The sequence below is a fragment of the Nocardia sp. JMUB6875 genome (assembly GCF_041154655.1).
Lineage (GTDB): Bacteria > Actinomycetota > Actinomycetes > Mycobacteriales > Mycobacteriaceae > Nocardia.
The window spans coordinates 1-24,806 of sequence record NZ_BAAFGR010000038.1 but is presented as its reverse complement, the minus strand read 5'-3'; the positions used below and the strand labels follow the sequence as shown (position 1 = coordinate 24,806).

23 protein-coding genes and 1 pseudogene are annotated in these 24,806 nt (G+C 67.4%); 16 read left to right on the top strand and 8 right to left on the bottom strand.

Annotated features, from left to right (window positions below; genetic code table 11):
* Positions 1-36: 36 nt before the first annotated feature.
* From ACAM49_RS12365 to ACAM49_RS12350, 4 genes are read right to left on the bottom strand one after another with little or no spacing between them, the layout of a single operon-like run.
* Positions 37-1,407: an NAD(P)/FAD-dependent oxidoreductase gene (locus ACAM49_RS12365; RefSeq protein ID WP_369635605.1), complete on the bottom strand. Its 1,371-nt coding sequence runs from the start codon at positions 1,405-1,407 to the stop codon at positions 37-39.
* 33 nt (positions 1,408-1,440) lie between these two features.
* Positions 1,441-2,598: an FHA domain-containing protein gene (locus tag ACAM49_RS12360; protein ID WP_369635604.1), complete on the bottom strand. Its 1,158-nt coding sequence runs from the start codon at positions 2,596-2,598 to the stop codon at positions 1,441-1,443.
* Positions 2,595-3,038 (bottom strand): hypothetical protein, encoded by a 444-nt coding sequence (locus ACAM49_RS12355; protein ID WP_369635603.1) that lies wholly within the window; start codon positions 3,036-3,038, stop codon positions 2,595-2,597. Before ACAM49_RS12355 ends, ACAM49_RS12360 begins: the two co-directional genes overlap by 4 nt.
* On the bottom strand, positions 3,035-4,576 hold the full coding sequence (locus tag ACAM49_RS12350; RefSeq protein ID WP_369635602.1) for a hypothetical protein: 1,542 nt from the start codon (positions 4,574-4,576) through the stop codon (positions 3,035-3,037). Before ACAM49_RS12350 ends, ACAM49_RS12355 begins: the two co-directional genes overlap by 4 nt.
* 126 nt (positions 4,577-4,702) lie before the next feature.
* Here ACAM49_RS12350 and ACAM49_RS12345 point away from each other — a divergent pair, with 126 nt between their 5' ends.
* The 15 genes and pseudogenes from ACAM49_RS12345 to nuoN all read left to right on the top strand — a co-directional run bounded on the left by ACAM49_RS12345 (position 4,703) and on the right by nuoN (position 21,115).
* Positions 4,703-5,122 (top strand): hypothetical protein, encoded by a 420-nt coding sequence (locus ACAM49_RS12345; protein ID WP_369635601.1) that lies wholly within the window; start codon positions 4,703-4,705, stop codon positions 5,120-5,122.
* 301 nt (positions 5,123-5,423) lie between these two features.
* Positions 5,424-5,804, top strand: a complete 381-nt coding sequence (locus ACAM49_RS12340; RefSeq protein WP_033090134.1) for an NADH-quinone oxidoreductase subunit A — start codon at positions 5,424-5,426, stop codon at positions 5,802-5,804.
* A 111-nt stretch (positions 5,805-5,915) separates the two neighbouring features.
* Positions 5,916-6,470, top strand: coding sequence for an NADH-quinone oxidoreductase subunit B family protein (locus ACAM49_RS12335; protein WP_036549132.1), 555 nt, complete (start codon positions 5,916-5,918; stop codon positions 6,468-6,470).
* Positions 6,471-6,514: 44 nt separating this feature from the next.
* Positions 6,515-7,264, top strand: a complete 750-nt coding sequence (locus ACAM49_RS12330) for an NADH-quinone oxidoreductase subunit C (protein ID WP_369635600.1) — start codon at positions 6,515-6,517, stop codon at positions 7,262-7,264.
* Positions 7,264-8,595 carry an NADH dehydrogenase (quinone) subunit D gene (gene nuoD, locus ACAM49_RS12325; RefSeq protein WP_369635599.1) on the top strand — a complete coding sequence of 444 codons (1,332 nt, stop codon included), beginning with the start codon at positions 7,264-7,266 and terminating at the stop codon, positions 8,593-8,595. The genes ACAM49_RS12330 and nuoD overlap by 1 nt, the downstream gene beginning before the upstream one ends.
* Positions 8,592-9,287 (top strand): NADH-quinone oxidoreductase subunit NuoE, encoded by a 696-nt coding sequence (nuoE, locus tag ACAM49_RS12320; RefSeq protein WP_040808327.1) that lies wholly within the window; start codon positions 8,592-8,594, stop codon positions 9,285-9,287. Before nuoD ends, nuoE begins: the two co-directional genes overlap by 4 nt.
* Positions 9,284-10,606: an NADH-quinone oxidoreductase subunit NuoF gene (gene nuoF, locus ACAM49_RS12315; protein ID WP_369635598.1), complete on the top strand. Its 1,323-nt coding sequence runs from the start codon at positions 9,284-9,286 to the stop codon at positions 10,604-10,606. The genes nuoE and nuoF overlap by 4 nt, the downstream gene beginning before the upstream one ends.
* Positions 10,603-13,071, top strand: a complete 2,469-nt coding sequence (locus ACAM49_RS12310; RefSeq protein WP_369635597.1) for an NADH-quinone oxidoreductase subunit G — start codon at positions 10,603-10,605, stop codon at positions 13,069-13,071. Before nuoF ends, ACAM49_RS12310 begins: the two co-directional genes overlap by 4 nt.
* A gap of 7 nt (positions 13,072-13,078) precedes the next feature.
* Positions 13,079-14,384: pseudogene (gene nuoH / locus ACAM49_RS12305) on the top strand (NADH-quinone oxidoreductase subunit NuoH).
* On the top strand, positions 14,303-14,839 hold the full coding sequence (gene nuoI, locus ACAM49_RS12300) for an NADH-quinone oxidoreductase subunit NuoI (protein WP_369635634.1): 537 nt from the start codon (positions 14,303-14,305) through the stop codon (positions 14,837-14,839). Before nuoH ends, nuoI begins: the two are co-directional and overlap by 82 nt.
* A complete protein-coding gene (locus ACAM49_RS12295; protein WP_369635596.1) occupies positions 14,836-15,705 on the top strand; it encodes an NADH-quinone oxidoreductase subunit J in 870 nt (289 codons plus the stop codon). The genes nuoI and ACAM49_RS12295 overlap by 4 nt, the downstream gene beginning before the upstream one ends.
* Positions 15,702-16,001 carry an NADH-quinone oxidoreductase subunit NuoK gene (gene nuoK, locus ACAM49_RS12290; RefSeq protein WP_040808323.1) on the top strand — a complete coding sequence of 100 codons (300 nt, stop codon included), beginning with the start codon at positions 15,702-15,704 and terminating at the stop codon, positions 15,999-16,001. Before ACAM49_RS12295 ends, nuoK begins: the two co-directional genes overlap by 4 nt.
* A gap of 19 nt (positions 16,002-16,020) precedes the next feature.
* Positions 16,021-17,892, top strand: a complete 1,872-nt coding sequence (gene nuoL, locus ACAM49_RS12285; RefSeq protein ID WP_369635633.1) for an NADH-quinone oxidoreductase subunit L — start codon at positions 16,021-16,023, stop codon at positions 17,890-17,892.
* A complete protein-coding gene (locus tag ACAM49_RS12280; RefSeq protein ID WP_369635595.1) occupies positions 17,889-19,505 on the top strand; it encodes an NADH-quinone oxidoreductase subunit M in 1,617 nt (538 codons plus the stop codon). The genes nuoL and ACAM49_RS12280 overlap by 4 nt, the downstream gene beginning before the upstream one ends.
* Entirely contained in the window at positions 19,502-21,115 is a 1,614-nt protein-coding gene (gene nuoN, locus ACAM49_RS12275) for an NADH-quinone oxidoreductase subunit NuoN (RefSeq protein ID WP_369635594.1), read from the top strand. The genes ACAM49_RS12280 and nuoN overlap by 4 nt, the downstream gene beginning before the upstream one ends.
* Before the next feature lie 61 nt (positions 21,116-21,176).
* On the opposite strand, the gene ACAM49_RS12270 is transcribed toward nuoN, so the two are convergent.
* Positions 21,177-21,908 carry a VIT family protein gene (locus tag ACAM49_RS12270; protein ID WP_369635593.1) on the bottom strand — a complete coding sequence of 244 codons (732 nt, stop codon included), beginning with the start codon at positions 21,906-21,908 and terminating at the stop codon, positions 21,177-21,179.
* Between the two features lie 236 nt (positions 21,909-22,144).
* Between ACAM49_RS12270 and ACAM49_RS12265 the strand changes: the two genes are divergently transcribed.
* Positions 22,145-22,468: a hypothetical protein gene (locus ACAM49_RS12265; RefSeq protein WP_369635592.1), complete on the top strand. Its 324-nt coding sequence runs from the start codon at positions 22,145-22,147 to the stop codon at positions 22,466-22,468.
* Positions 22,469-22,475: 7 nt separating this feature from the next.
* On the opposite strand, the gene ACAM49_RS12260 is transcribed toward ACAM49_RS12265, so the two are convergent.
* From ACAM49_RS12260 to ACAM49_RS12250, 3 genes are all read right to left on the bottom strand, one after another.
* Complete coding sequence (locus ACAM49_RS12260) at positions 22,476-23,291, bottom strand: alpha/beta fold hydrolase (RefSeq protein WP_369635591.1); 816 nt, start codon at positions 23,289-23,291, stop codon at positions 22,476-22,478.
* A gap of 96 nt (positions 23,292-23,387) precedes the next feature.
* Positions 23,388-23,939 carry a carboxymuconolactone decarboxylase family protein gene (locus ACAM49_RS12255; RefSeq protein WP_369635590.1) on the bottom strand — a complete coding sequence of 184 codons (552 nt, stop codon included), beginning with the start codon at positions 23,937-23,939 and terminating at the stop codon, positions 23,388-23,390.
* A gap of 85 nt (positions 23,940-24,024) precedes the next feature.
* The coding region (locus ACAM49_RS12250) for a helix-turn-helix transcriptional regulator (protein WP_369635589.1) at positions 24,025-24,806 on the bottom strand (782 nt) is incomplete at its 5' end.

Genomic DNA, 24,806 nt, shown 5'->3' with positions numbered 1-24,806 from the left:
GACCGAGCGTGAACAGCAACGATTACGAACGGATGCCTAACTTGAACCAAGAGCATCGAGGGCGGATTCGATGGCGCGGTGGAAGGTCGGATAGGCGAGGATCATCTGGCGCAGGGTCGCCGTCGGCACCTCGGCGTGGACCGCGACGGCCAAGGCGCTGAGCACTTCTCCGCCCTGCGGCCCGGCCGAGGTCGCGCCGACGAGCACACCGCGGTCGGCATCCTCGACGAGTTTGATGAAGCCGTCATTGCCCGCTTTGTGGATCCAACCGCGCGTGGAGGCAGGCACTTCCGTGCATCCGGTGCGAATGTGCAGTCCGGCGTCGCGGGCCTGCGCCTCGGTCATACCGACCGCCCCGACTTCCGGATCGGTGAACGTCACCCGCGGCACGGCACGATACTGGGCCACCTCGGTTCCGTGGCCGAGGATGTCCTGCGCCGCGATCCGCGCCTGATACATGGACACATGGGTGAAAGCGCCCTCGCCCGCGATATCGCCGATGACCCAGACCCCGTCGGTCGCCCGCATCCGGTTGTCGACGGGGATTGACTTGGCACTCTCGTCCAGCCCGACCGCCCCGATTCCCAAGGCCGCCAGATCGGTTCGCCGTCCCGTGGCGACCAGCAGGCGTTCGGCGCGCAGCGACTCACCATTGTCGAGTTCGAGGGTGAACTCCCGGCCATCATGGCGAACGGCGCTGCCGCGCACACCGGAGCGCACGTCGATGCCCTCCCGCTCGAACACCTTCGCCAGCAGCTCCCCCGCCTCGGGCTCATCCCGCGGCAGCAGCCGCCCCACCACACTCACCCGAGTCCCGAAGCGCGCGAGGATCTGCGCGAACTCCACCCCCACCGGTCCCCCGCCGAGCACGATCAACGACTCCGGCGCCTCGGTAACCGTCACCGCCTCCCGATTCGTCCAATGCGGCGTCCCAGCCAGCCCATCCAAGGGCGGAACCGCCGGAGCCGTCCCGGGATTCAGCACGATCCCACGCCCCGCTCGGAACACCCGATCCCCCTGATCGGTCGTCACGGTCACCTCGCCGGGCGCGGTGATCTTCCCCCAACCGCGCACGAACGTCCCACCGGCCTTCTCGAACCGCTCAACCGCGACCGTATCGTCCCAATCATCGGTGGCCTCCTCGCGAATCCGCTTCGCTACCGGCCCCCAATCGGCCGTCACGACCGCCGCCCCCGCCATCCCATCCACTCGCCGTGCCTCGGCGAGCAGCCCCGCCGACCGCACCATGATCTTGGTGGGAACACAGGCGTAGTAAGGACATTCACCGCCCACCAGCCGCCCCTCGACCCCCACGACGTTGAGCCCGGCCCGAGCCACCCGGGTAGCCAGATCCTCACCGCCCGGTCCCATTCCGATGACGACGACATCCACGGATTCGGCTGGCACTAGCTCTCCTTCGTTCGGCGACCCGCTACGACGCTATCGCCCGTGCTGGGAGTCGAAGGTGAAGACCCGCCCGCCCAGCAGCAATTGGCTGCCGGGCTCCAGCACGGTCGCGTGGCCGGGGGTGGCGCGGATCCAGTCGGATCGGCCCGGTGGGCGGATGTGGGTGCCGTTGGCGGAGCCGCGGTCCATTACCAGGACATCCCATTCGACCAAGCGGATTTCGGCGTGGACGCGTGACATGCCTCCGGAGGCATCGGGGATGCGGATCGCCTGTGCGCCGCGGCGCACCTGCTTGGAGCGCTCGGGTTCGCGGCCGATCACCAGATCGGAGTCCAGGACATAAGAGGTCCCATCGTCGAGCAGCAGCACGCCGAGCGGCGGGCGGATGCCCTCGGTCAGTACCAGGGTGAGCTGCTCCATGCGGATTCCGCACACCGCGCAGAACGACACCCGCGGATCGTTGAGATGTCCTTTCGCGCATTTGTATCCGTGCACCAGCGTTCCCACCGCCGGAGTTGCGGGCGTTGCGACTTTGCGCGCGCTGCCGGAATTCGGTTCCGGGCGAGCGGGTTCGGGCTGGCCGTTGCGCGGTTCCGGCTCGCGTACGCGAGGGCCGGAATCCACCCGCGCCCGGCGAAGTCCGGCTCCGCCACGGCGAGCGGGCTTTTCGGATTTCTCTCCCAGCCACAGCACAGCGCCCGAGCCCGGCATCCGGCCGGAGTTCAGCGACCACACACCCGGCTGGGGCAGATCCTCGCGTGGTGTCCCCTCGTCCACGAATACCGCGGCCGCCCGCATCGGCGCGGGGCTGACCACGCGGTCGACGGTGAATCCCGCGTCGCGGCCGTGCAATACCTCGCGATGGTCTTCGCCCTCGAGTACCGCGGTGACCCGCCCGTGCAGGAATACGGCCAGTCCGCGATTGCCCGGCGTGAGTACACCGAACTCGACCCGTTCCTCGTCGTCGCGCGCCATGAGCCAGGTGCTCACCAAGCGCGCGAAGGTGCGCCCGGTCCGCCGGGTCTCCCGCGAGGCCGCCTCGACGACCATCTCGAGCAGCTTGTCCAGCACCGCGACCGGCTCGGACTCGGCGGTCAGCGCCCGCGAATCGCGGTGGGCCACAACCACGACCACGCCGTCCAGGCTGGCCACCAGATGCCGCCCCGGCACCACCTCCACACGGCCGGTCATATCACCCGGCCCCCGTTGTACCGCCAACGCGGCAGCAGCACCCGGATCGGACCGTTGACGAACGACCAGAACACCAGCCAGGTCAGCGTGAAATCGATGCCGAAGGCGAGCGCGCCCGGCCGCAGATTCCGCGGCAGCACGATCGTCGTGTAGCGCACCAGCATCCACATCAGCAGACCCTCGTTCACGATGGTCACCAGCCCGAACAGCGTCGGCCAGTCCTTGTCCCATCGGAACTGCTGGAGCCCGTGATACAGCAACTCCCACCCCACACCGACCAGTATCACCGCGGTCAGCACCGTGAGGGTCACGCGGTAACCCTGCGCCACCGACAGCCTGCCCATCGGCAGCAGTGGCGTCAGCACCGCCGCGACCAGCAACCCGATCACGCCGAGCACCAGCACGCGAGTCTGTATGCGCCCGTTCAGCGTCGGAGTCATGCCGCGATCTTCCGGTCGTTGACCCACAGCCACCACTGCCGCACCGACCGCCAGGGCGTCAACCGCCCGCAGAACCCCAGCCCGGCCAGATCGTCGGCGATCTCCAACGCCGCGTACTGCAACCCGAGGAACGAGTCCACCGCGGCGAAATAACCACCCAGCGTGGCGCTGCCCGAGGCATAGATGCGTCCGTTCCCGCTGCGCGTCCCGATCAGCTCGAAGGTCCGGTCCACATCCAGCCGCCCGAGCGGATTGCGCCGCGCCCCCGCATGATCGAGCAGATCGGCCAGCAGCCGATGCTCGCGAATATCGGCCTCCAGGCCGGTGCAGTCGATGATGTAGTCGGCATGGGTGTCGATCGGATGCGACGGCAGCGGCAGCGCGGAATCCGATTCCGGCAACACCGTCGTCACCACCCCCGGCCGGGTCCGATCCGGCCGCAGATTCCGCGCCGACCCGACCATCACCTGATACCACCCCTGCGCCCGCCCCCGCGCCAGCTGCTCCTGCCAGGCCGCGCGCTTGGGAGTCGTGGTGCCGCCCATGGTCTTCAACGCCTCGGCCCGCTCGCGCCCCTCGAGCTTGCGCAACTTCTGCTTGAGCTGTCCACCGAAGGCGGCCTTGGGAAAATTGAACGCCTGATACGCCCAGCCGTCGCCGCCCGCCCGCCGCGCCAATCCACTGGGCCCGTGCGGCCCGGACACATAGGTCCGGAACAGATGCAGGATCTGAGTGTTCAACCGCAGCCGATCCCGGTCATCGATCAGCCGTTGCAGCACCCGGCTGGCAACGATCCCGCTGCCGCGCACCATGACCGTCCCCGGCCGCCGCTGCAATGCCTCGTACACGTGCTCGTGCGGCTCGTAGGCGTTCACCACCCGCGTCGGATCGCGATACCGCTCCCGATACTCCTGCAGATCCGGCAGCAGCCGCAGCCCCGGATACCCCACCGCGATATGAACATGGCTGCTGCGGAACGCGATTCGCTTGGTCGCCGACCGTCCCTCGGGCGGCGTGAAGATGGTGTAGTACCCGCCCCCGTACCTTCTGCGCACCATGCGTACTTGCCCCTTGTGCAAGGACCGCGCGAACTCCACCCGCTGGAACTCCCGCTCCAGCGCCATGAACACCTGCCCCGCCCGCGGCGTGTAGTAATCGACCAGAACCGGCTCGGTCAGCACATTCCACAGCGGTTTCAGCGATTTGTCCGCTATCGCCTCTCTGACCGCATACGACGGAAACCCCCACAAATTGTCCGGCGTCCCACCCGAGTCGCTGCGCAACCGCTCCCCGCGCGGAATCTGCGACATCCGGGTCAGGTACTCGTAGGACGCCCACGGGACATCCTGCGGCCCCAGCACCGCCATCGCCGCCCCCGGCACCCCGTAGATCCGCAACGCGTCGAACAGCGTGAACGACCCCAGCCCGCTCCCCACCGTCACCAGCGGCACATCGAGGACCGGAATCCCGGCCTGCCCCACCAACTCATCGGTCCAGACGTCGGTTTCGATGAGGCGTTGCGTGATGTCTCCCCTCATTTGCCGGATGCTACCGGTCAGCTCTTACCGATAGCCTGCCAACGACTTATTGCGAGACAGGCGATTCCGCGACGCGCCCACGAGTTCGAGCGAAGCTGCCCCGCGCGCCCCCACCAGCGACGTAGCATGCGGAACGTGGCCGAAGCCAAACGCCCCGCCGCGGTGCGGGTCCTCGTCTACAGCAATGACGCCGATACCCGGAGCCAGGTGATGCTGGCCCTGGGCAGACGGCCGCATCCGGAGTTGCCGCCCATCGAGTACCTCGAGGTGGCCACCGGACCGGTCGTGATCGAGCGCATGGACGCGGGTGATCTGGATCTGCTGATCCTCGACGGCGAGTCGGCCCCCACCGGCGGGCTGGGCCTGGCCAAGCAGCTCAAGGACGAAATCGTCGACTGCCCACCGATAGTCGTGCTGACCGGCCGCCCCGACGATGCCTGGCTGGCCAATTGGTCGCGCGCCGAGGCCGCGGTCTCGCATCCCATCGACCCGATCCGGCTCACCGATGCCGTGCTCGGTGTGCTCGGCGGTAGCTTCGCGGCCTGACTCGCCAGCCTCGCGGCCCTGATTCGGGGCCGATCTTCGCCAGCCCGGCGAACAGGGCATATCCACGTCACGTGACATCCGCGATTGCGTCGATTCGGTCATAAAAGACCGTTCCGAATTCGATCAAACGCAATCGCGAATCGTCATGTATCTTCTGGTCCGGGTTGTAATCTGTGCCGTAGCTCACACGAGCGCGGGCATCGGTATCAATGACGATCACACCGAATCAATGACACCGCCGCCTCACTCGCTGCTGCCATCCGAAGTGCGTTGTCCAGCTCGCAGGAGGGGTAGTTCCGTTGTGAATATAGAAGTGCCGACCCTTGTACTCGGTGCGGTCGCCGCCGCGTTCGGGGTGTTCTCGATCTTCCTGGCGGCCCTCATCGGCCCCAAGCGCTACAACCGGGCCAAGCTCGAAGCCTACGAATGCGGTATCGAACCCACGCCCCACGCCGTCGCCGGCGGGCCGGGAAACGCAGCGGGCCAACGCTTTCCGGTCAAGTACTACCTGACCGCCATGCTGTTCATCATCTTCGACATCGAGATCGTGTTCCTCTACCCGTGGGCCGTGCACTTCGATGCGCTCGGTGTGTTCGGACTGGCGGCGATGGCGTTGTTCATCTTCAACGTCTCGGTCGCCTACGCCTACGAGTGGCGGCGCGGCGGGCTCAGCTGGGACTGATTGGCGCACAACGGGTATCGCGCCACCGGTTGGTTCGATGACAAGCGCCGATCCACGTACAAGACGCCCCGCACTCGCCGGGGCGTCCCGATCCGGGAGATGTAGTCCGACATGGGTCTCGAGGAGAAACTGCCCAGCGGGTTCCTGCTGAGCACGGTGGAAGATTTGGCCGGCTATCTGCGCAAGAGTTCGCTGTGGCCGGCGACGTTCGGCTTGGCGTGCTGCGCGATCGAGATGATGGCCACCGGCGGCGGGCGATTCGATATCGCCCGCTTCGGCATGGAGGCGTTCCGCGCCTCCCCGCGCCAGGCCGATCTCATGATCGTGGCGGGCCGGGTGAGCCAGAAGATGGCCCCGGTGCTGCGCCAGGTCTACGACCAGATGACCGAACCGAAATGGGTGCTGGCCATGGGCGTCTGCGCATCCTCGGGCGGCATGTTCAACAACTACGCCATCGTGCAGGGCGTCGACCACATCGTGCCGGTCGACATCTACCTGCCCGGCTGCCCGCCGCGGCCGGAGATGCTGTTGAACGCGATCCTGAAGCTGCACGAGAAGATTCAGGAAATGCCGCTGGGCGTCAATCGCGAGGAAGCCATTCGCGAGGCCGAGCGCGCGGCGCTCGCCAGCACCCCGACCATTCAGCTGAAGGGGCTGCTGCGATGAGCTTCGACTCACCCACAGGCACGGAATCTCCCCCGGAGGATGCCGTGAAACCACACGGTGAAGACAATGCGTCCCATCCCTACGAGCCGGACGAAACCCCCGCTGCCGCACCGGAATCACCGGCTGCGGCCGCTCCCGTCGATGAGGTCATCGGGGTGCGGCGCGGCATGTTCGGCGTCGCGGGCACCGGCGACACCTCCGGCTACGGCCGCCTGGTGCGCACCATCAAACTGCCCGGCGGCACCCCGCCGCCCTACGGCGGCTACCTCGACGAGATCGTGGTGGAACTGCGAAACGCGTTGACCGCGGCCCGCTTCGAGGAGGCGATCGAGCGGATCATCGTCTTCCGCGGCGAGCTCACGCTGCACGTGCGCCGCGAGCACCTGCTCGAGGTGGCCAAGACGCTGCGCGACCACGAGGCGCTGCGCTTCGAGCTGTGCCTGGGCGTCAGCGGGACGCACTACCCCGACGACAAGGACCGCGAACTGCACGCGGTCTACGCCCTGAACTCCATCACCCACAACCGCCGGGTGCGGCTGGAAGTCTCGGTGCCCGACGCCGATCCGCACATCCCGTCGCTGTACCCGGTCTATCCGACCACCGACTGGCACGAGCGGGAGACCTACGACTTCTTCGGCATCCTGTTCGACGGTCACCCTTCGCTGACCCGCATCGCCATGCCCGACGACTGGCGTGGCCACCCGCAGCGCAAGGACTATCCGCTCGGCGGAATCCCGGTCGAATACAAGGGCGCGCGCATCCCGCCGCCCGATGAGCGGAGGTCGTACTCCTGATGAACGACATCGACACCAAGTCCCAGTCCGCCACCGCGGAGCGACCCGAACGAGCGGTCACCGTCGTCGGCAATGACTGGGACGAGATTCGCAATGCCCTCGACGGGGTCGCCGAGGAACGCATCGTCGTGAACATGGGCCCGCAGCACCCCTCCACGCACGGGGTGCTGCGGCTCATTCTCGAAATCGAGGGTGAGACCGTCACCGAGGCGCGCTGCGGCATCGGCTACCTGCACACCGGGATCGAGAAGAACCTCGAGTACCGGCCGTGGGTGCAGGGCACCACCTTCGTCACCCGCATGGACTACCTGTCGCCGTTCTTCAACGAGACGGCGTACTGCCTGGGCGTGGAGAAGCTGCTCGACATCACCGACGATATTCCCGAGCGCGCCAATGTCATTCGCGTCATGCTCATGGAGCTCAACCGCATCTCCTCGCATCTGGTGGCGCTGGCCACCGGCGGCATGGAGCTGGGTGCGCTGACCCCGATGCTGTTCGGGTTCCGCGAGCGCGAACTCATCCTGGACGTGTTCGAGACCATCACCGGCCTGCGCATGAACCACGCCTACATCCGGCCCGGCGGCGTCGCCCAGGATCTGCCCGATGACGGCGTGCAGAAGGTGCGCGAGCTGCTGGACCTGCTGCCGAAGCGGTTGCGGGACATGGAGTTGCTGCTCAACGAGAACCCCATCTGGAAGGCCCGCACCCGCAATGTCGGCTACCTGGACCTGACCGGCTGCATGGCGCTCGGCGTCACCGGACCAGTGCTGCGGGCCACCGGGCTGCCGCACGATCTGCGCAAGTCCCAGCCCTACTGCGGTTACGAGAACTACGAATTCGACGTCCAGGTCGACACCGGCTGCGACTGCTACGGCCGCTACCTCATCCGCGTGAACGAGATGAAGGAGTCGGTCAAGATCGTCGAGCAGTGCCTCGACAAGCTGCGGCCGGGCCCGGTCATGGTGGAGGACAAGAAGATTGCATGGCCTGCCGACTTGCAGCTCGGGCCGGACGGACTCGGCAACTCGCCCAAGCACATCGGCAAGATCATGGGCACCTCCATGGAGGCGCTCATCCACCACTTCAAGCTGGTGACCGAGGGGCTGCGCGTCCCGCCCGGTCAGGTCTATGTGGCGGTGGAATCCCCGCGCGGTGAGCTGGGCGTGCACATGGTGTCCGACGGCGGCACCCGGCCGTATCGGGTCCACTACCGCGACCCCTCCTTCACGAATCTGCAAGCGGTGGCGGCGATGTGCGAGGGCGGCCTGGTCGCCGACGTGATCGCCTCCGTCGCCTCCATCGACCCGGTGATGGGTGGTGTCGACCGTTGACCGAGATCCTTTTGAACCTGACCGTGCGCCCGATCCCGTACCCGGAGAAGGTGCACGACCGGCTGCAGGTGGAGGCGCAGGAGATCATCGCGCGCTACCCGCAGTCGCGTTCGGCACTGCTTCCCCTTTTGCACCTGGTGCAATCGGTGGAGGGGTACGTGTCGGGCACCGGCATCGAATTCTGCGCCGAGCAGCTGGGATTGACCGATGCCGAGGTCACCGCGGTGGCCACCTTCTATTCGATGTACCGGCGCACGCCCACCGGTGACTATCACGTCGGTGTCTGCACGAACACACTGTGTGCGGTCATGGGCGGGGACGAGATCCTCGCGGAACTCAAGCAGCACTTGGGGATCAAGCACGGGGAGACGACCGCCGACGGCGCGGTCACCCTCGAGCACATCGAGTGCAATGCCGCCTGCGATTACGCGCCCGTGGTGATGGTCAACTGGGAGTTCTTCGACAACCAGACCCCGGAATCGGCCAAGGAACTGGTGAATTCGCTGCGGCGCGGCGAGCCGGTGACCGGATCGCGCAGCGGCATCCCGCTGTGCACCTTCCGCGAGACCGCGCGCATCCTCGCCGGATACGAAGACCAGCGGCCCGGGGCCACCGATGGTGCGGCCGGGCCCGCGACCCTCGCCGGTCTGCAGGTCGCCGAACAGGATTCGACCGACGGAGGCGCTCAGTGACGACCGCTCTCACCCCCGTCCTGTCCAAGCACTGGGCAGATCCCGAGGGCTGGACCCTGGAGGCGTATCGCCGCCAGGGCGGCTACCGGGCGCTGCCCAAGGCGCTGAAGATGCAGCCGGACGAGGTCATCGCCACGGTCAAGGACTCCGGTCTGCGCGGCCGCGGCGGCGCGGGGTTCCCGACCGGCATGAAGTGGGGCTTCATCCCGCAGGGCCCCGGACCCGAGGGCGCGCCGACCAAGCCGCACTACCTGGTGGTCAATGCCGACGAGTCGGAACCCGGTACCTGCAAGGACATTCCGCTCATGCTGGCGACGCCGCACACCCTCATCGAGGGCGTCATCATCGCCGCCTACGCCATCCGCGCCTCGCACGCGTTCATCTACGTGCGGGGCGAAGTCGTGAATGTGCTGCGCCGGTTGCAGGCCGCGGTCCAACAGGCTTATGCAGCAGGCTATCTCGGGCAGAACATCCAGGGCTCGGGCTACGACCTGGAGATCGTGGTGCACGCCGGGGCGGGCGCGTACATCTGCGGTGAGGAGACCGCGCTGCTGGATTCGCTCGAGGGTCGCCGCGGCCAGCCGCGCCTGCGTCCCCCGTTCCCGGCCGTGGCGGGTCTCTACGCCTGCCCGACCGTGGTCAACAATGTGGAATCCATTGCGTCCGTGCCGTCCATCATCGCCAATGGCGTGGACTGGTTCCGGTCCTTCGGCACCGAGAAGTCGCCGGGGTTCACCCTTTACTCGCTCTCGGGTCACGTGACGCGACCGGGGCAGTATGAAGCGCCCCTCGGAATCACGTTGCGGGAGTTGCTGAAATACGCGGGCGGCATCCGCAAGGGCCACAGCCTGAAGTTCTGGACCCCGGGCGGCTCCTCCACCCCGATCTTCACCGACGAGCACCTCGACGTCGCCCTCGACTACGAGGGTGTCTCGGCGGCGGGGTCGATGCTGGGCACCAAGGCGCTCCAGATCTTCGACGACACCACCTGTGTCGTGCGCGCGGTGCTGCGCTGGACCGAGTTCTACGCCCACGAATCCTGCGGCAAGTGCACCCCCTGCCGCGAGGGCACCTACTGGCTGGTCCAGCTGCTGCAGCGCCTGGAGAACGGCCAGGGCCACGAAACCGATCTGGCCAAGCTGGCGGATATCGCCGACAACATCAACGGCAAATCCTTCTGCGCCCTCGGTGACGGCGCGGCCAGCCCGATCTTCTCCTCCCTGAAGTACTTCCGCGACGAGTACGCCGAGCACATCCGCCTCGGTGCCTGCCCGTTCGACCCGGCCCGGTCCACCGTCTGGGCCCAAGGAGCGCGATGACCTCGACAGTGAGCTCCACAACCGGCGGCGGGGTGGCACCCGCCGACATGGTGACCGTAACCATCGACGGCACAGAGGTTTCCGTGCCCGCGGGGACGCTGGTGATCCGGGCCGCCGAGCTCATCGGCACCCAGATCCCGCGCTTCTGCGACCACCCGCTATTGGACCCGGTCGGCGCGTGCCGGCAGTGCCTGGTCGAGGTCGAGGGGCAGCGCAAGCCCGTCGCCTCCTGCACCCAGGTCGTTGCCGACGGCATGGTGATCCACACCCAGCTGTCCTCCCCCGTCGCCGCCAAATCGCAGGAGGGGGTGATGGAGCTGCTGCTCATCAACCATCCCCTCGACTGCCCGGTGTGCGACAAGGGCGGTGAGTGCCCGCTGCAGAACCAGGCCATGTCCAATGGCCGCGCCGAATCCCGCTTCGACGGCGAGAAGCGCACCTACCCCAAGCCGATTCCGCTGTCGGCGGCCATTCTGCTGGATCGGGAGCGTTGTGTGCTGTGCGCGCGCTGCACCCGGTTTTCGCAGCAGGTGGCCGGTGATCCGTTCATCGAATTGATGGATCGCGGTGCGCTGCAACAGGTCGGCATCGCGGCCGGGGAGCCGATGGACTCCTACTTCTCCGGCAACACCGTGCAGATCTGCCCGGTCGGCGCGCTCACCGGCAGCACCTACCGGTTCCGGGCACGGCCGTTCGACCTGGTGTCGAGCCCGGCGGTGTGCGAGCACTGCGCGTCCGGTTGCGCGCAGCGCACCGACCACCGGCGCGGCAAGGTCATGCGGCGGCTCGCCGGTGACGATCCGCAGGTCAATGAGGAATGGAACTGCGACAAGGGACGTTTCGCGTTCGCCTACGCCACCGAGCGGGACCGGCTCACCACGCCGCTGGTCCGCAGCTGGGACGGCAGTCTGCAGCCCGCGTCGTGGTCGGAGGCCATCAACGCGGCCGCGCGCGGATTGGCCTCGGCGCGCGGCAATGCCGGTGTGCTGCTGGGCGGCCGCGTCACCCTCGAGGACGCCTACGCCTACTCGAAGTTCGCGCGAGTCGCGTTGAACACCAACGACATCGACTTCCGGGCACGCGAGCACTCCGGCGAGGAAGCCGACTTCCTGGCCGCCCGCATCGCCGGACAAGGCATCACCGTCGATTACGCGGCGCTGGAGCGGGCACCGTTCGTGCTCCTGGTCGGCTTCGAGGCCGAAGAGGAATCGCCGATCGTGTACCTGCGGCTGCGCAAGGCGGCCCGTAAGAACGGGACACCGATCTACTCGCTCGCCCCGTATGTGACGCGGGGTCTGCAGCGGATGTCGGGCACCCTGCTGCTCACCGCGCCCGGCGCGGAGCCGCACGTGCTCGAATCCATTCGGACCGGCGAAACCGATGAGACCACAGCCGGTTACACGCGTCTGGGCGAGGTGGCCTCGCTGCTGCGCGAGCCCGGCGCGATCATCCTCGTGGGTGAGCGGCTCGGCGGCATCCCGGGCGGATTGTCCGCTGCGGCCCGCCTCTCCGACGAGACCGGGGCGGCGCTGGCCTGGATTCCCCGGCGGGCCGGTGAACGCGGCGCCCTGGAGGCGGGCGCTCTCCCGGTCCTGCTGCCCGGCGGGCGGCCCGTCGCGGATCCCGTTGCGCGCCACCAGGTTCGGGAGGCCTGGAACTGCGAGGAGCTGCCTCAGACCCCGGGCCGGGACACCTCCGCGATCCTGGCCGCCGCACCGACACTGGGCGCGCTGCTCATCGGCGGTGTCGAGGTCGGCGACATGCCCGACCCGCATGCGGCGCTGCGGGCCATCGACGCCGCCAGCTTCGTGGTGTCGATGGAGTTGCGGCGCAGCGATATCAGCGACCGCGCGGATGTCGTCTTCCCGGTGGCCTCGGCCATGGAGAAGGCGGGCACCTTCCTCACCTGGGAGGGCCGGCACCGCCAGTTCGATGCCGCCCTGCGCGATTCCACCGTGCGCCGCGAGCCCGCGCCGATGGCCGAATACCGGGTCCTCGACGCTATCGCCGCGGACATGGGCATTCGCCTCGGACTGCCCGACGCGGCCAGTGCCCGCGCCGAATTGGCGGATCTGGGCGCGTGGGACGGCGCGGCCGCCGCGACGCCGGTGCACCGCCCGCATCCGATCGCGCAGCCGAATCCGGGCACCGCGGTGCTGTCGTCGTGGCGCATGCTCATCGACCGCGGCCGCTTGCAGGACGGCGAACCCAATCTGGCCGGGACCGCCCGCACCCCCGTGGTGCGGCTCTCGCCCCACACCGCCGCCGAAATCGGCGCCACCACAGGCGATCCGGTGACGGTCGGCAACGATCACGGCCACATCACCCTGCCCCTGGTCATCACCGAGATGCCCGATCGCGTGGTGTGGCTGCCCATGAATTCCCCCGGGTCGGACGTGCTGGTGCAACTCGGCACCACACCCGGCCACCTTGTGCGCATCCGTCGGGAGGACCACCGTGAGTGACCTGAGCATGTTCGGCCACGACCCGTGGTGGCTGGTGCTGGTGAAATCCATCGGCATCTTCGTATTCCTGCTGCTGACACCGATGCTCGCGGTGTACGCCGAACGCAAGATCGTCGCCTTCATGCAGATGCGCGTCGGACCCAACCGGGTCGGGCCGCGCGGCTCGCTGCAGTCCATCGCCGACGGCGTGAAGATGCTCCTCAAGGAGGACATCATCCCGGCCATCGTGGACAAGCCGATCTTCATTCTCGCGCCGGTGATTTCGCTGATTCCGGCCGTGATGGCGTTCGCGGTGATCCCGTTCGGTCCGCAGGTCACGATGTTCGGGCATAAGACCCAGCTGCAGCTGACCGATATGCCGGTGGGCGTGCTCTACATCCTGGCCATGGCCTCGGTCGGCGTGTACGGCATCGTGCTGGCGGGCTGGGCGTCGGGCTCGACCTATCCGCTGCTGGGCGGGCTGCGCTCCACCGCGCAGGTCATCTCCTACGAGATCGCCATGGCGCTGTGCTTCGCGGCGGTGTTCCTGCTCTCGGGCACCATGGCCACCTCGGGAATCGTGCAGGCGCAGTACGGAACGTGGTACGTCTTCCTGCTGCTGCCCTCGTTCCTGATCTACGCGGTGTCCATGGTCGGCGAGACCAACCGCGCGCCCTTCGACCTCCCCGAGGCCGAGGGCGAGCTGGTCGGCGGCTTCCACACCGAGTACTCCTCGCTCAAGTTCGCCATGTTCATGATGGCCGAGTACATCAACATGGCGACCGTCTCCGCGCTGGCCACCACGCTGTTCTTCGGCGGCTGGCACGCGCCGTTCCCGATCAGCCTGTGGGCGGGCGCGAACTCGGGCTGGTGGCCCATGCTGTGGTTCACCGCCAAGGTGTGGACGTTCCTGTTCGTGTTCATCTGGCTGCGCGGCACCCTGCCGCGACTGCGCTACGACCAGTTCATGAACCTGGGCTGGAAGCTGCTGATCCCGGTCTCACTGGCCTGGGTGATGTACGTCGCGACGCTGAAGGTGCTGGAGGACAACGGAACTCACATCCAGACGGCGGGCATGGTGATCGGCGGGATCGTGGTCGCGCTGGTGCTGATCGGATTGGTGCTGCGCGCCGGGCACGCCGGTGACGACCGCACCAAGGCATCGCCGGATCCGGATTCGACCCGGGCCTACTCCGATTTCCCGGTGCCGCCGATGCCCGCGGAACCGCCCGCGCCGACGGCGAAACCCGGTCTGCTGGAACCGCTCGGCGGGTTCCTGGTCACCGGCGCCACCATGTTCAAGAAGCCCAACACCGAGCTCTACCCCGAGGTGAAGACCCCGACCGCGCCGCGCTATCACGGCCGCCATCAGCTCAACCGGCATCCGGACGGCCTCGAGAAGTGCATCGGCTGCGAGCTCTGCGCGTGGGCCTGCCCGGCCGACGCCATCTACGTCGAGGGCGCGGACAACACCGAGGACGAGCGGTTCTCACCCGGTGAGCGCTACGGCCGCGTCTACCAGATCAACTACCTGCGCTGCATCGGCTGCGGCCTGTGCATCGAGGCGTGCCCGACGCGGGCGCTGACCATGACCAACGAATACGAGCTCGCCGACGACAATCGCGCGGACCTCATCTACGAGAAGCAGAACCTGCTCGCCCCGCTGCAGCCGGGCATGGTCGCCCCGCCGCACGCCATGTACCCGGGCGCGGACGAGGGGTCCTACTACCGCGGTGAGGTTCCCGGTGCGCCGAGCGAACTCGCCGGAGCCGAAGGGACGAAGAAATGATCGACCTCACGGCCCAGCAGACCCAGCAGATCGTGACGCACACCTCCGCCGGTGAGGCGGTGCAGTTCTGGATCCTCGCGGTGGTGGCGGTGGTCGGCGCGCTCGGCATGGTCTGCGCGCGCAAGGCCGTGCACTCGGCACTGTGCCTGGCGGCCACCATGATCACGCTGTCGGCGTTCTACATCGCCGAGAGCGCGCTGTTCCTGGGGATCGTGCAGATCGTCGTCTACACCGGCGCGGTCATGATGCTGTTCCTGTTCGTGCTCATGCTCGTCGGCGTGGATTCCGCCGAGTCGCTGCGGGAGACGCTGCGCGGGCAGCGGCTCGCGGTGATCATCGTGGGCATCGGATTCGGCATGCTGCTCATCGGCGGCATCGCGCGCGGGGTGACCGGCAAGAGCGTCGCCGAGACCGGGCCGGGCCTGGGCGGCAACGACACCATCGGCGCGCTGGCCGAGCTCATCTTCGTGCGCTACGTGTGGGCGTTCGAGCTGACCGGGTCGCTGCTCATCACCGCGACCATCGGCGCGATGGTGCTGGCACACCGCGAAAAGTTCGGGCCGCCTGCCGATCAGCGCACATTGTCGAAGGAACGGTTCCGGCAAGGCACGCGGGTCACGCCGCTGCCTACGCCCGGCGTATACGCCCGCCACAATGCCGTCGACGCGCCCGCGCGGCTGCCGGACGGGTCGTTCGAGGAGCTGTCGGTCAGCACCATCCTGCGGCACCGCCGCAATCGCGCCCACACCGAGGCCGTGGTGCTCACCGTCGGCAACGGGAACGGCGACGACCCGGCCCCGAACGGCAACGGCCACAACGGCAATGGCGCGAACGGCAACGACTCCCACGAGGAAGGCTTGCGGTGAATCCGGACAACTATCTGTATCTCTCGGCGCTGCTGTTCACCATCGGCGCGGCCGGAGTCTTGGTGCGGCGCAACGCCATCGTGGTGTTCATGTGCATCGAGCTCATGCTCAACGCGGTGAACCTGGCCTTCGTCACCTTCGCCCGGGTGCACGGCAATCTGGACGGGCAGGTGTTCGCGTTCTTCACCATGGTGGTCGCCGCGGCCGAAGTCGTCGTCGGACTGGCCATCATCATGAGCATCTTCCGTGCCCGCCGCTCGACCTCGGTCGACGACGCGAACCTGCTGCGGTACTGATATGGATACCGCGCAGATGATGCTGTGGCTGCTGCCGGCGCTGCCGCTGGCCGGGGCCGTGTTCCTGTTGCTGGTCGGCAAGTTCAGCGACAAGTGGGGGCATACGGTCGGAACGCTGATGGCACTGGGCTCCTTCGGGGTGGCGGTGTGGGCGTTCAGCGAGATGCTGGATCGGTCGAATGCCGAACGGGCCGTGCACTACACGCTGTTCGAGTGGGTGCCGGTCACCGGGTTGAAGGTGGACTTCGCGCTGCAACTGGATCAGCTGTCGATGTGCTTCGCGCTGCTGATCACCGGAGTCGGGTCGCTGATCCACATCTATTCGATCGGGTACATGGCCCACGATCCGGGGCGGCGGCGGTTCTTCGCCTACCTCAACCTGTTCCTGGCCGCCATGCTGGTGCTGGTCCTCGCGGGCAACTACCTGGTGCTGTACCTGGGCTGGGAAGGCGTCGGCCTGGCGTCCTACCTGCTGATCGGGTTCTGGTACCACAAGCCTTCCGCCGCAACGGCGGCCAAGAAGGCGTTCGTGGTGAACCGGGTCGGCGACATGGGACTGGCCATCGCGCTCATGATCATGTTCGCCACCTTCGGGTCCATCGACTTCGGGACCGTCTTCGGGGCTGCGGGACAGGCGAGCACCGGAACCCTCACGGCCATCGGGCTGCTGCTCCTGTTGGGCGCGTGCGGTAAGTCCGCTCAGGTGCCGCTGCAGTCCTGGCTCGGGGACGCGATGGAGGGTCCGACCCCGGTGTCGGCGCTCATCCACGCGGCAACGATGGTCACCGCCGGTGTGTACCTGATCGCGCGGTCCAATCCGATCTTCGATCTCGCGCCCGGTGCACAGGCTGCCGTAATGGCAGTCGGTGCAGTCACATTGCTGTTCGGTGCGATCGTCGGCTGCGCCAAGGATGACATCAAGAAGGCCCTGGCCGCTTCGACCATGAGCCAGATCGGGTACATGGTGCTGGCCGCCGGACTCGGGCCGGTCGGTTATGCGGCCGCGATCATGCACCTGCTGACCCACGGCTTCTTCAAGGCCGGACTGTTCCTCGGCGCGGGCTCGGTCATGCACGCCATGAACGACGAGACCGATATGCGGCGCTACGGCGGGCTGCGCAAGCTGCTGCCGGTCACCTACGTCACCTTCGGGCTCGGATACCTTGCGATCCTCGGTGTTCCGCCGTTCGCGGGATTCTGGTCCAAGGACCGGATCATCGAGGCGGCATTCGCGCACGGCGGGTTCGGCGGCATCGTCACCGGGATCGCGGCGCTGTGCGGCGCGGGTATCACCGCGTTCTACATGACCCGCGTCATGATCTTCACGTTCTTCGGGGAGAAGCGCTGGAAGGAAGACACGCATCCGCACGAGGCGCCCGCCTCGATGACCGGGCCGATGATTCTGCTGGCCTTCGGATCGGTGTTCTCGGGCATGATCTTCGCCTACGGGTCGTCGCTGACCAACTGGCTGGCCCCGGTCGTCGGTGAGCACCACGGCGAGCCGTTCATTCCGGCCTGGGCGATCACCTTCTTCGCGCTGGCGGTCGTGGCGGCGGGTATCTGGGTGGCCTACGACCAGTACTCGAGCAGCCCGATCCCCGAAACCGCCCCGGCCGCAACGCCGCTCGTGGAGGCCGCGCGCCGCGACCTGTACGGCGATGCCGCCAACGAGGCCGCGTTCATGCGTCCCGGCCAGCACCTGACCCGGTCGCTGGTCTTCGTCGACAACCGCGGCATCGACGGGCTGGTCAATACGACCGCGGCCGTTATCGGCGGACTGTCGGCCCGAATCCGGCGGGTGCAGACCGGATTCGTGCGCTCCTACGCCCTGTCCATGTTCACCGGCGCGGCCCTGGTGGTCGCCGCCCTGCTGGCGGTGAGGTTGTTTTGAGCGACTTTCCTTGGCTCACCACATTGTGGGCGGTTCCTCTGGCCGGGGCGGCGCTGTCGCTGATGTTCCCGGCGGGGTGGCGGACCGGCGTGCGGAGTTTCGCATTGTTGGTATCGGTCGGCACCCTGGGCATCGGGATCTGGCTGGCCACCCAGTTCGAGACCGGCGGCGAGCAGTACCAGTTCGTTGAAAAGCACGAGTGGATCCCGGCTTTCGGGGCGGGCTACACGCTGGGCATGGACGGCATCGCGCTGGTGCTGGTTCTGCTGACGGCCGGGCTGGTGCCGCTGCTGCTCATCGCGGGCTGGCAGGACGAGCGCGAAGTCGGCAGTGGGCCGCGGGTCGCGCACATCTATGTGGCGCTCACCCTGGTCGTCGAATCCATGGTGCTGATCTCGTTCACCGCGTTGGACATTCTGCTGTTCTACGTGTTCTTCGAGGTCATGCTCATCCCGATGTACTTCCTCATCGGCGGGTTCGGCCCGCGGACCGGGGATGTGACGGCGCGGCAGCAGCGCTCACGCGCGGCGGTGAAGTTCCTGCTGTACAACCTGTTCGGCGGGCTCATCATGCTGGCGGCGGTCATCGGGCTGTACGTCATCACCGCGCGGGACAAGCTGGGCAGCGGGGGCGGCGGGACCTTCGACTTCCGGACCGTGATGGAGGCCGCCAACTCCGGTCACCTCGGCGGGACGCCGGGAGTCTTGAACGCGCTGTTCCTCGGGTTCATGTTCGCGTTCGCGGTGAAGGCTCCGCTGTGGCCGCTGCACACCTGGCTGCCCGATGCCGCGGTCGCCGCGACGCCCGCCAGTGCGGTGCTCATGATGGCGGTGGTCGACAAGGTCGGGACCTTCGGCATGCTGCGGTACTGCCTGCTGCTGTTCCCCTCGGCCACATCGACTTACGCGCCGTTGATCAGCGTGCTCGCGGTGATCGGGATCATCTACGGGGCCTTGCTGGCCATCGGGCAGACCGATGTCATGCGGCTGATCGCCTACACCTCGATCTCGCACTTCGGTTTCATCATCCTCGGCATCTTCGCACTCACTACACAGGGCGGGACCGGGGCGACGCTGTACATGGTCAACCACGGCATCTCGACGGCGGCGCTGTTCCTGATCGCCGGATTCCTGGTGTCGCGGCGGGGTTCCCGGCTCATCGACTCGTTCGGTGGAGTGCAGAAGGTCGCGCCGATTCTGGCGGGCACCTTCTTCATCTCCGGTCTGGCCACGCTCTCGCTGCCCGGGCTCGCGCCGTTCATCAGTGAATTCCTGGTCCTGATCGGCACATTCACCCGGTACCCGGTGGCGGCGATCTTCGCGGCCTCGGCGCTGGTGCTCGCCGCGCTCTACGTGCTGTGGATGTACCAGCGGATGATGACCGGTCCGGTCAAGGAGGGCAATGAGCGCCTCTACGATCTGCTCCCGCGCGAGATGGTCGTCGTGGTGCCGCTGATCGTCGCGCTGCTGTTCCTGGGCGCGTATCCGAAACCGGCGCTGGACCGGATCGATCCGGCCGTCGCCCGGACCCTCACCACCATCGGACAGCACAATCCGGCCCCGGCCGTGCAGCCGGAAGCCGCCCAGACGAACACCGGAGGTGCCCAGAAATGAGTGGAGGTGTACTGCTCGCGGCGACCGTGCCCGCGCCGAGCATCGAGTACCGGGATCTGTCCCCGATGCTGATCGTGTTCGGGGTCGCGGTCGCGGGTGTGCTGGTGGAAGCCTTTGCGGCGCGGCGATTCCGGTACGTCATCCAGCTGGTGCTGGGGCTGGGCGGGTTGGCCGTGGCGCTGGGCGCGGTGATCGGGCTGCGTGACGTGCGGGAGACCGCAGTGGTGGGAGCGGTTGCCATCGACGGGGTTTCGCTGTTCCTGCAGGGCACGATTCTGGTGGTGGGCATTCTCGGGCTGCTGTTCATCGCCGAGCGGCGGGCCGACCGGATGCCGGTGCGCCGCGAAGGGCCCGGCACCTGGAGTCTGACCGCCTCGCGGGCCGGGGTGGACGGGTTCACCCCGCAGGCGGCCTCGACGCCGGGCAGTGCGGATGAAATCGCCGCCACCAAGGCCGGAGTCGCGACCACCGAGGTCTTCCCGCTGACGTTGTTCGCGATCGCCGGGCTCATGCTCTTCCCGGCCTCGAACGACCTGCTGACCATGTTCGTGGCGCTGGAAGTGTTCTCGCTGCCGCTGTATCTGCTGTGCGGGCTGGCGCGGCGTCGCCGTCTGCTCTCGCAGGAAGCGGCGCTGAAGTACTTCCTGCTGGGCGCGTTCTCGTCGGCGTTCTTCCTCTACGGCATGGCGCTGCTCTACGGCTACGCCGGAACCATCCGGCTGGAGGGGATCGCCGAAGCGGTCACCCGGGATGCCGGAAACTCGCACATCCTGGCCACTCTCGGGGTCGCGATGCTGGCGGTCGGGCTGCTCTTCAAGATCGGCGCGGTGCCGTTCCAGTCCTGGATTCCCGATGTCTACCAGGGTGCGCCGACCTCGATCACCGCATTCATGGCCGCCGCCACCAAGATTGCGGCAGTGGGTGCGATGTTGCGCGTGCTGTATGTCGCGGTGCCGGACCTGAAGAACGATTGGCGTCCGGTGCTCGCCGCCGTCGCCATCGCGACCATGGTCGTGGGCGCGATCCTCGCGGTCACCCAGACCGATATGAAGCGCATGCTCGCGTATTCCTCTGTCGCACACGCCGGTTTCATCCTGACCGCCCTCGTGGCGGCCACCACCTCCGGTGTCTCGTCCACGCTGTTCTACCTCGCCGTCTACGGCCTGGGCACGCTCGGCGCCTTCGCCGTTGTCAGCCTGGTTCGGGACGAAAACGGTGACGAGGCAACGGCTCTGCCCGACTGGGCTGGAATGGGTCGCCGCTCCCCCTGGTTGGCGACCATCTTCTCGTTGTTCCTGCTGTCCTTTGCCGGTATCCCGCTCACCAGCGGCTTCATCGCCAAGTTCGGTGTGTTCGCCGCGGCCACTGGCGGTGACGCGGCCACGCTGGTGATCGTCGGTGTCATCTCGAGCGCCATCGCGGCCTTCTTCTACATCCGTGTGATCGTGCTGATGTTCTTCACCGACCCGCCGGCAACCCCGCCGACGGTCGTCTACCCCACCATGACGAGCACGGTCATCGCCATCACCGCGGCGGCCACCCTGGTGCTCGGCATCTTCCCCCAACCCCTGCTCGACCTCGCAAAGAACGCCGCCAGCCTCACCCACTGATATCGGCAGAGAGACGGGCCCGCAGCGCAATTCGCGCCGCGGGCCCGTTTCGGTTTCTCGATCAGATGGCTATGCCCACCAGGTGACCGATCAGATAGGTGGTGATCATGGCCAGTGCACCGCCTGCAAGTACGCGCACGGTGGCGCGGGCGACGGGCGCCTGGCCCAGATGAGCGCCGACCGCGCCGGTGAGGGCCAGAGCCGCGAGGACCGCGGTCATGGTCAGCGGGACTCGGAGCGCGTGCGGGGTCAGGATCGCCAGCAGCGGGAGCAGGGCTCCGAGGGTGAACGACAGGGCCGAGGACAGGGCCGCGTGCAGCGGGTTTGTCAGTTCGTCGGGGTCGATGCCCAATTCGGCCTCGGCGTGGGCGGTGAAAGCGTCTCGGGCGGTGAGTTCTTCGGCGACCGCCTGGGCGGTGGCGGCGGACAGGCCCTTGGCACGGTAGATGGCCGCGAGTTCGGCCAGTTCTTCTTCGGGCTGTTCGGCGAGTTCGCGGCGTTCGGTTTCCAGCAGGGCGCGTTCGCTGTCGCGCTGGGTGCTGACCGAGACGTATTCGCCGAGGGCCATGGAGACCGCGCCGGCGGCCAGACCGGCCACACCCGCGGTGAGGATGGCTGTGCTATTGCTCGTGGCGGCGGCCACACCCACGACAATGCCGGCCACCGAGACGATTCCATCATTGGCGCCCAGCACTCCCGCGCGGAGCCAGTTCAGACGGGTCGCCAAACCCGTTGCGGCATGCGGTTCGGCCGGATGGGCAATGGCCACCGAACCCTCGAAATCGTCCCTCACCAGGGGAACGGTAATACTTCACACGAATTCCCGCCAGCAAAGAAAGGCTCACCGAAATTAGGTAATGCATTGCATACCAAGGAATTTCGGCCGGACAGGGCCCGTGGTGACGTGGGACACCCGGATCGCGACACGTTTGCGACAAGCAGTTTCTCGACGGATCGGCCCATGCGTGCGACCCGTTCGCCGTAGCGTTGACATCGGCGCGAATCGGAACAGTCGAGAGAGCGACGGCAATGCGGCCACAACCGGCAGCGATCGGATACCTGCGGCACGACGTATCGGGAGCACAGCGGCAGTGGGACGAGGCTCAGATCCAGCATCTGGCTCGCCGGCTCGGCTATGACCTGTGCAAGACGCTGGTCTTCGGGCCCGAAACCGATCGGCCCTATGTGCGGGTGCGCACCCTGCTCTCCCGCCTCGAGGCCGATGCCGTCATCATTCCCAGCCTCGCGCATTTCGGCGGCGGGATACCCGACGATATCGTGCAAGTCGCGGACATCATCACGGTGAGTCCGGAAAACACCTACGCGCGCTGGGCAATCCCGCCGGTCGAATAGCGAATCCCTAGTCGAGGATCTCGCGCAGGCGCTTGGCGAAGGCGTCCGGCTGTTCCAGGAAGCCGGCGTGGCCGCCGGGGAACAGGGTCGGCTCGATGTTCAGTTCGCGACCGAGGGCACGGGAGGTGCGGTCGCAGAACTTGCCGGCGGACTCGTCGCCGATGCCGATGATGATGTTCGTCGGGGTGTTGCGCAGGGCGTCGAGGGAGGGCTGCCAGCCGGAGGTGGTGCGCAGTTCGTGGCGGTAGAAGAAGTCGTCGGATTCGATCGAGCGGGGGTCGCGCTCACCGCCGAACATCTGCTGGAGTACTTCTTCGGGCATGAACAGGCCGGTCATGGCGAAGAACTTGCGGACCGCGCCGAGCACGTCGCCGGTCTCGTAGACGGCGATGATCTCCTCGGTCCGGGCGCGGATCTCGTCGCGATCGTCGAGCAGTTCGCGCAGCGGCGGCTCGTGGGCGATGAGGGTGGGGACCAGATCGGGGCGGGCGATGGCCAGCGCGAGGCCGGTGATCGCGCCGCCGCTCGAGCCGAGCACGGTGGCGGGGCCCTGCCCGATGTGGGTGATGACGCGGGCCAGATCGTCGGCGCGCAGCTCGGGGGTCGAATCCTGGTTCGGGTCATGGAGAATGCTGCGGCCGTGCCCGCGCGGGTCGCTGCACAGCACGGTGTAATCGGTGGCGAGCAGCTCGGCCACCGCCGCGAACGGGCCCGACTCCATCGGGGCGCCGATCAGGGAGATGAGCGGGCCGCTGCCGCGGACCTCGTAGTAGATGGTGCCGTCCGGGACGGCGAGGGTTCCGGAGGTGACGGGTGCGGTCATGGCTACTCCAAGCGGTAAACGACGCGGACACCACTAATGACGGTACGACCGCACCGAATTCACCGCTGCCCGAACGCAATTCTCGCCGGAAATCCGTCAGTCCTCCCGCCGCGGTTCGGGCAGGGCGCAGGCCATGCCCTCGGCCATGCCCGTCGGGCGTACGCCCAGTGCCTGATTCACCCGCGCCCGCTGGTTCTCCCACGCGATGGCGGCGGCGAGCTCGGCCAGCTGGGCCTTGCTGATCCGGGTGAGCAGCTGGGTGCGGATGTCCTCGAGGTCCAGCGACGTCGGGGTGACGGTGATGGCCTCGGCGTAGGAGATGACGAGCTTCTCCAGGTCGTTGTAGGCATCGCTGTCGCGATACTTCGGCAGCTCGGTGACCTGCGCCTCGGTGACTCCGCCGAAGTGCGCCAGCGTCGAACCGATGTCCAGGCAGAACTCGCAGTTGACCAGGGCGGCGGTCTTGAGCTCGGCGAGCTCCTTGAGGTGCGGGTCCAGCCGGTTGGAGAACATCAGCATGGTCTCGTAGATCATCGTGCTGATCAGCAGTAGCGGCCGCCGGATGAGCCAACCGGCCAGGTCGGTCTGATTGCGGCGGGCGCGGCGGAATGCCTTGAGGTAGTGCCAGATTCGGGTGATGGCTCGCATGCTGTGTCCCCTTCGCTCACGCGGATCCTCCCAATGGATCCATCCTAGGACGAAAACGACACGATGTAGTAGTGATTTGCCCGAATCAGTGATCGAGCTCGACCGCCCCCGGCCAGCGCACCGCGTTATCGGAATTCCAGGAGCACAGGATGCGCAGCGCCTCGTGACTCGGTGAACCCTCCGGCGCGGTGTAGGTGACCAGCGTTTGATCCTTCGCCGTAAGCACCTGCAGCACTTGCCAATCCAGCTCCAACTCACCCACGACGGGGTGGCGCATGCGCTTGCGACCGCCCGCGAGAGTCCGCACGCCGTGCCCGGCCCACCAGCGCCGGAAATCGGCGTCGTGCACCGACAACTCCCCCACCAACTGCATCAGACGCGGATCACCCGGAGTCCGCGCCGCGGCCATGCGTAGTCGGTCAACAGCTTCGGCGGCAACCTGATCCCAATTCACGAACAACCCGCGAATCCGAGGCTCCAGGAACACCATTCGCACCAGCGCCCGCTGCGCCGCCGGTATCTCCGCGAAATCCATGAACAACGCGGCCGCCCCCGCATTCCACGCCAGCACCTCGGTGCACGGCCCGAGCACCAACGCCGGAGCCGTCAACGCGGCGAGCAGATCCCGCACCGTCCCACTGACCTCCGCTTCCCCACCCCGCCCACACCGCGGCCGCGGCTGCACCAACATCCGCAAATACTCATGCTCTTCCCGCGTGAGCCGCAGCGCCCGCGCAATCCCCGCCAGCAAGTTCTCCGACGCCACCACCACCCGCCCCTGCTCCATCCGCGTGTAGTGATCCACACTCACCGACGCCAACATCGCGACCTCCTCCCGCCGCAACCCCGCCACCCATCGCGGATTCC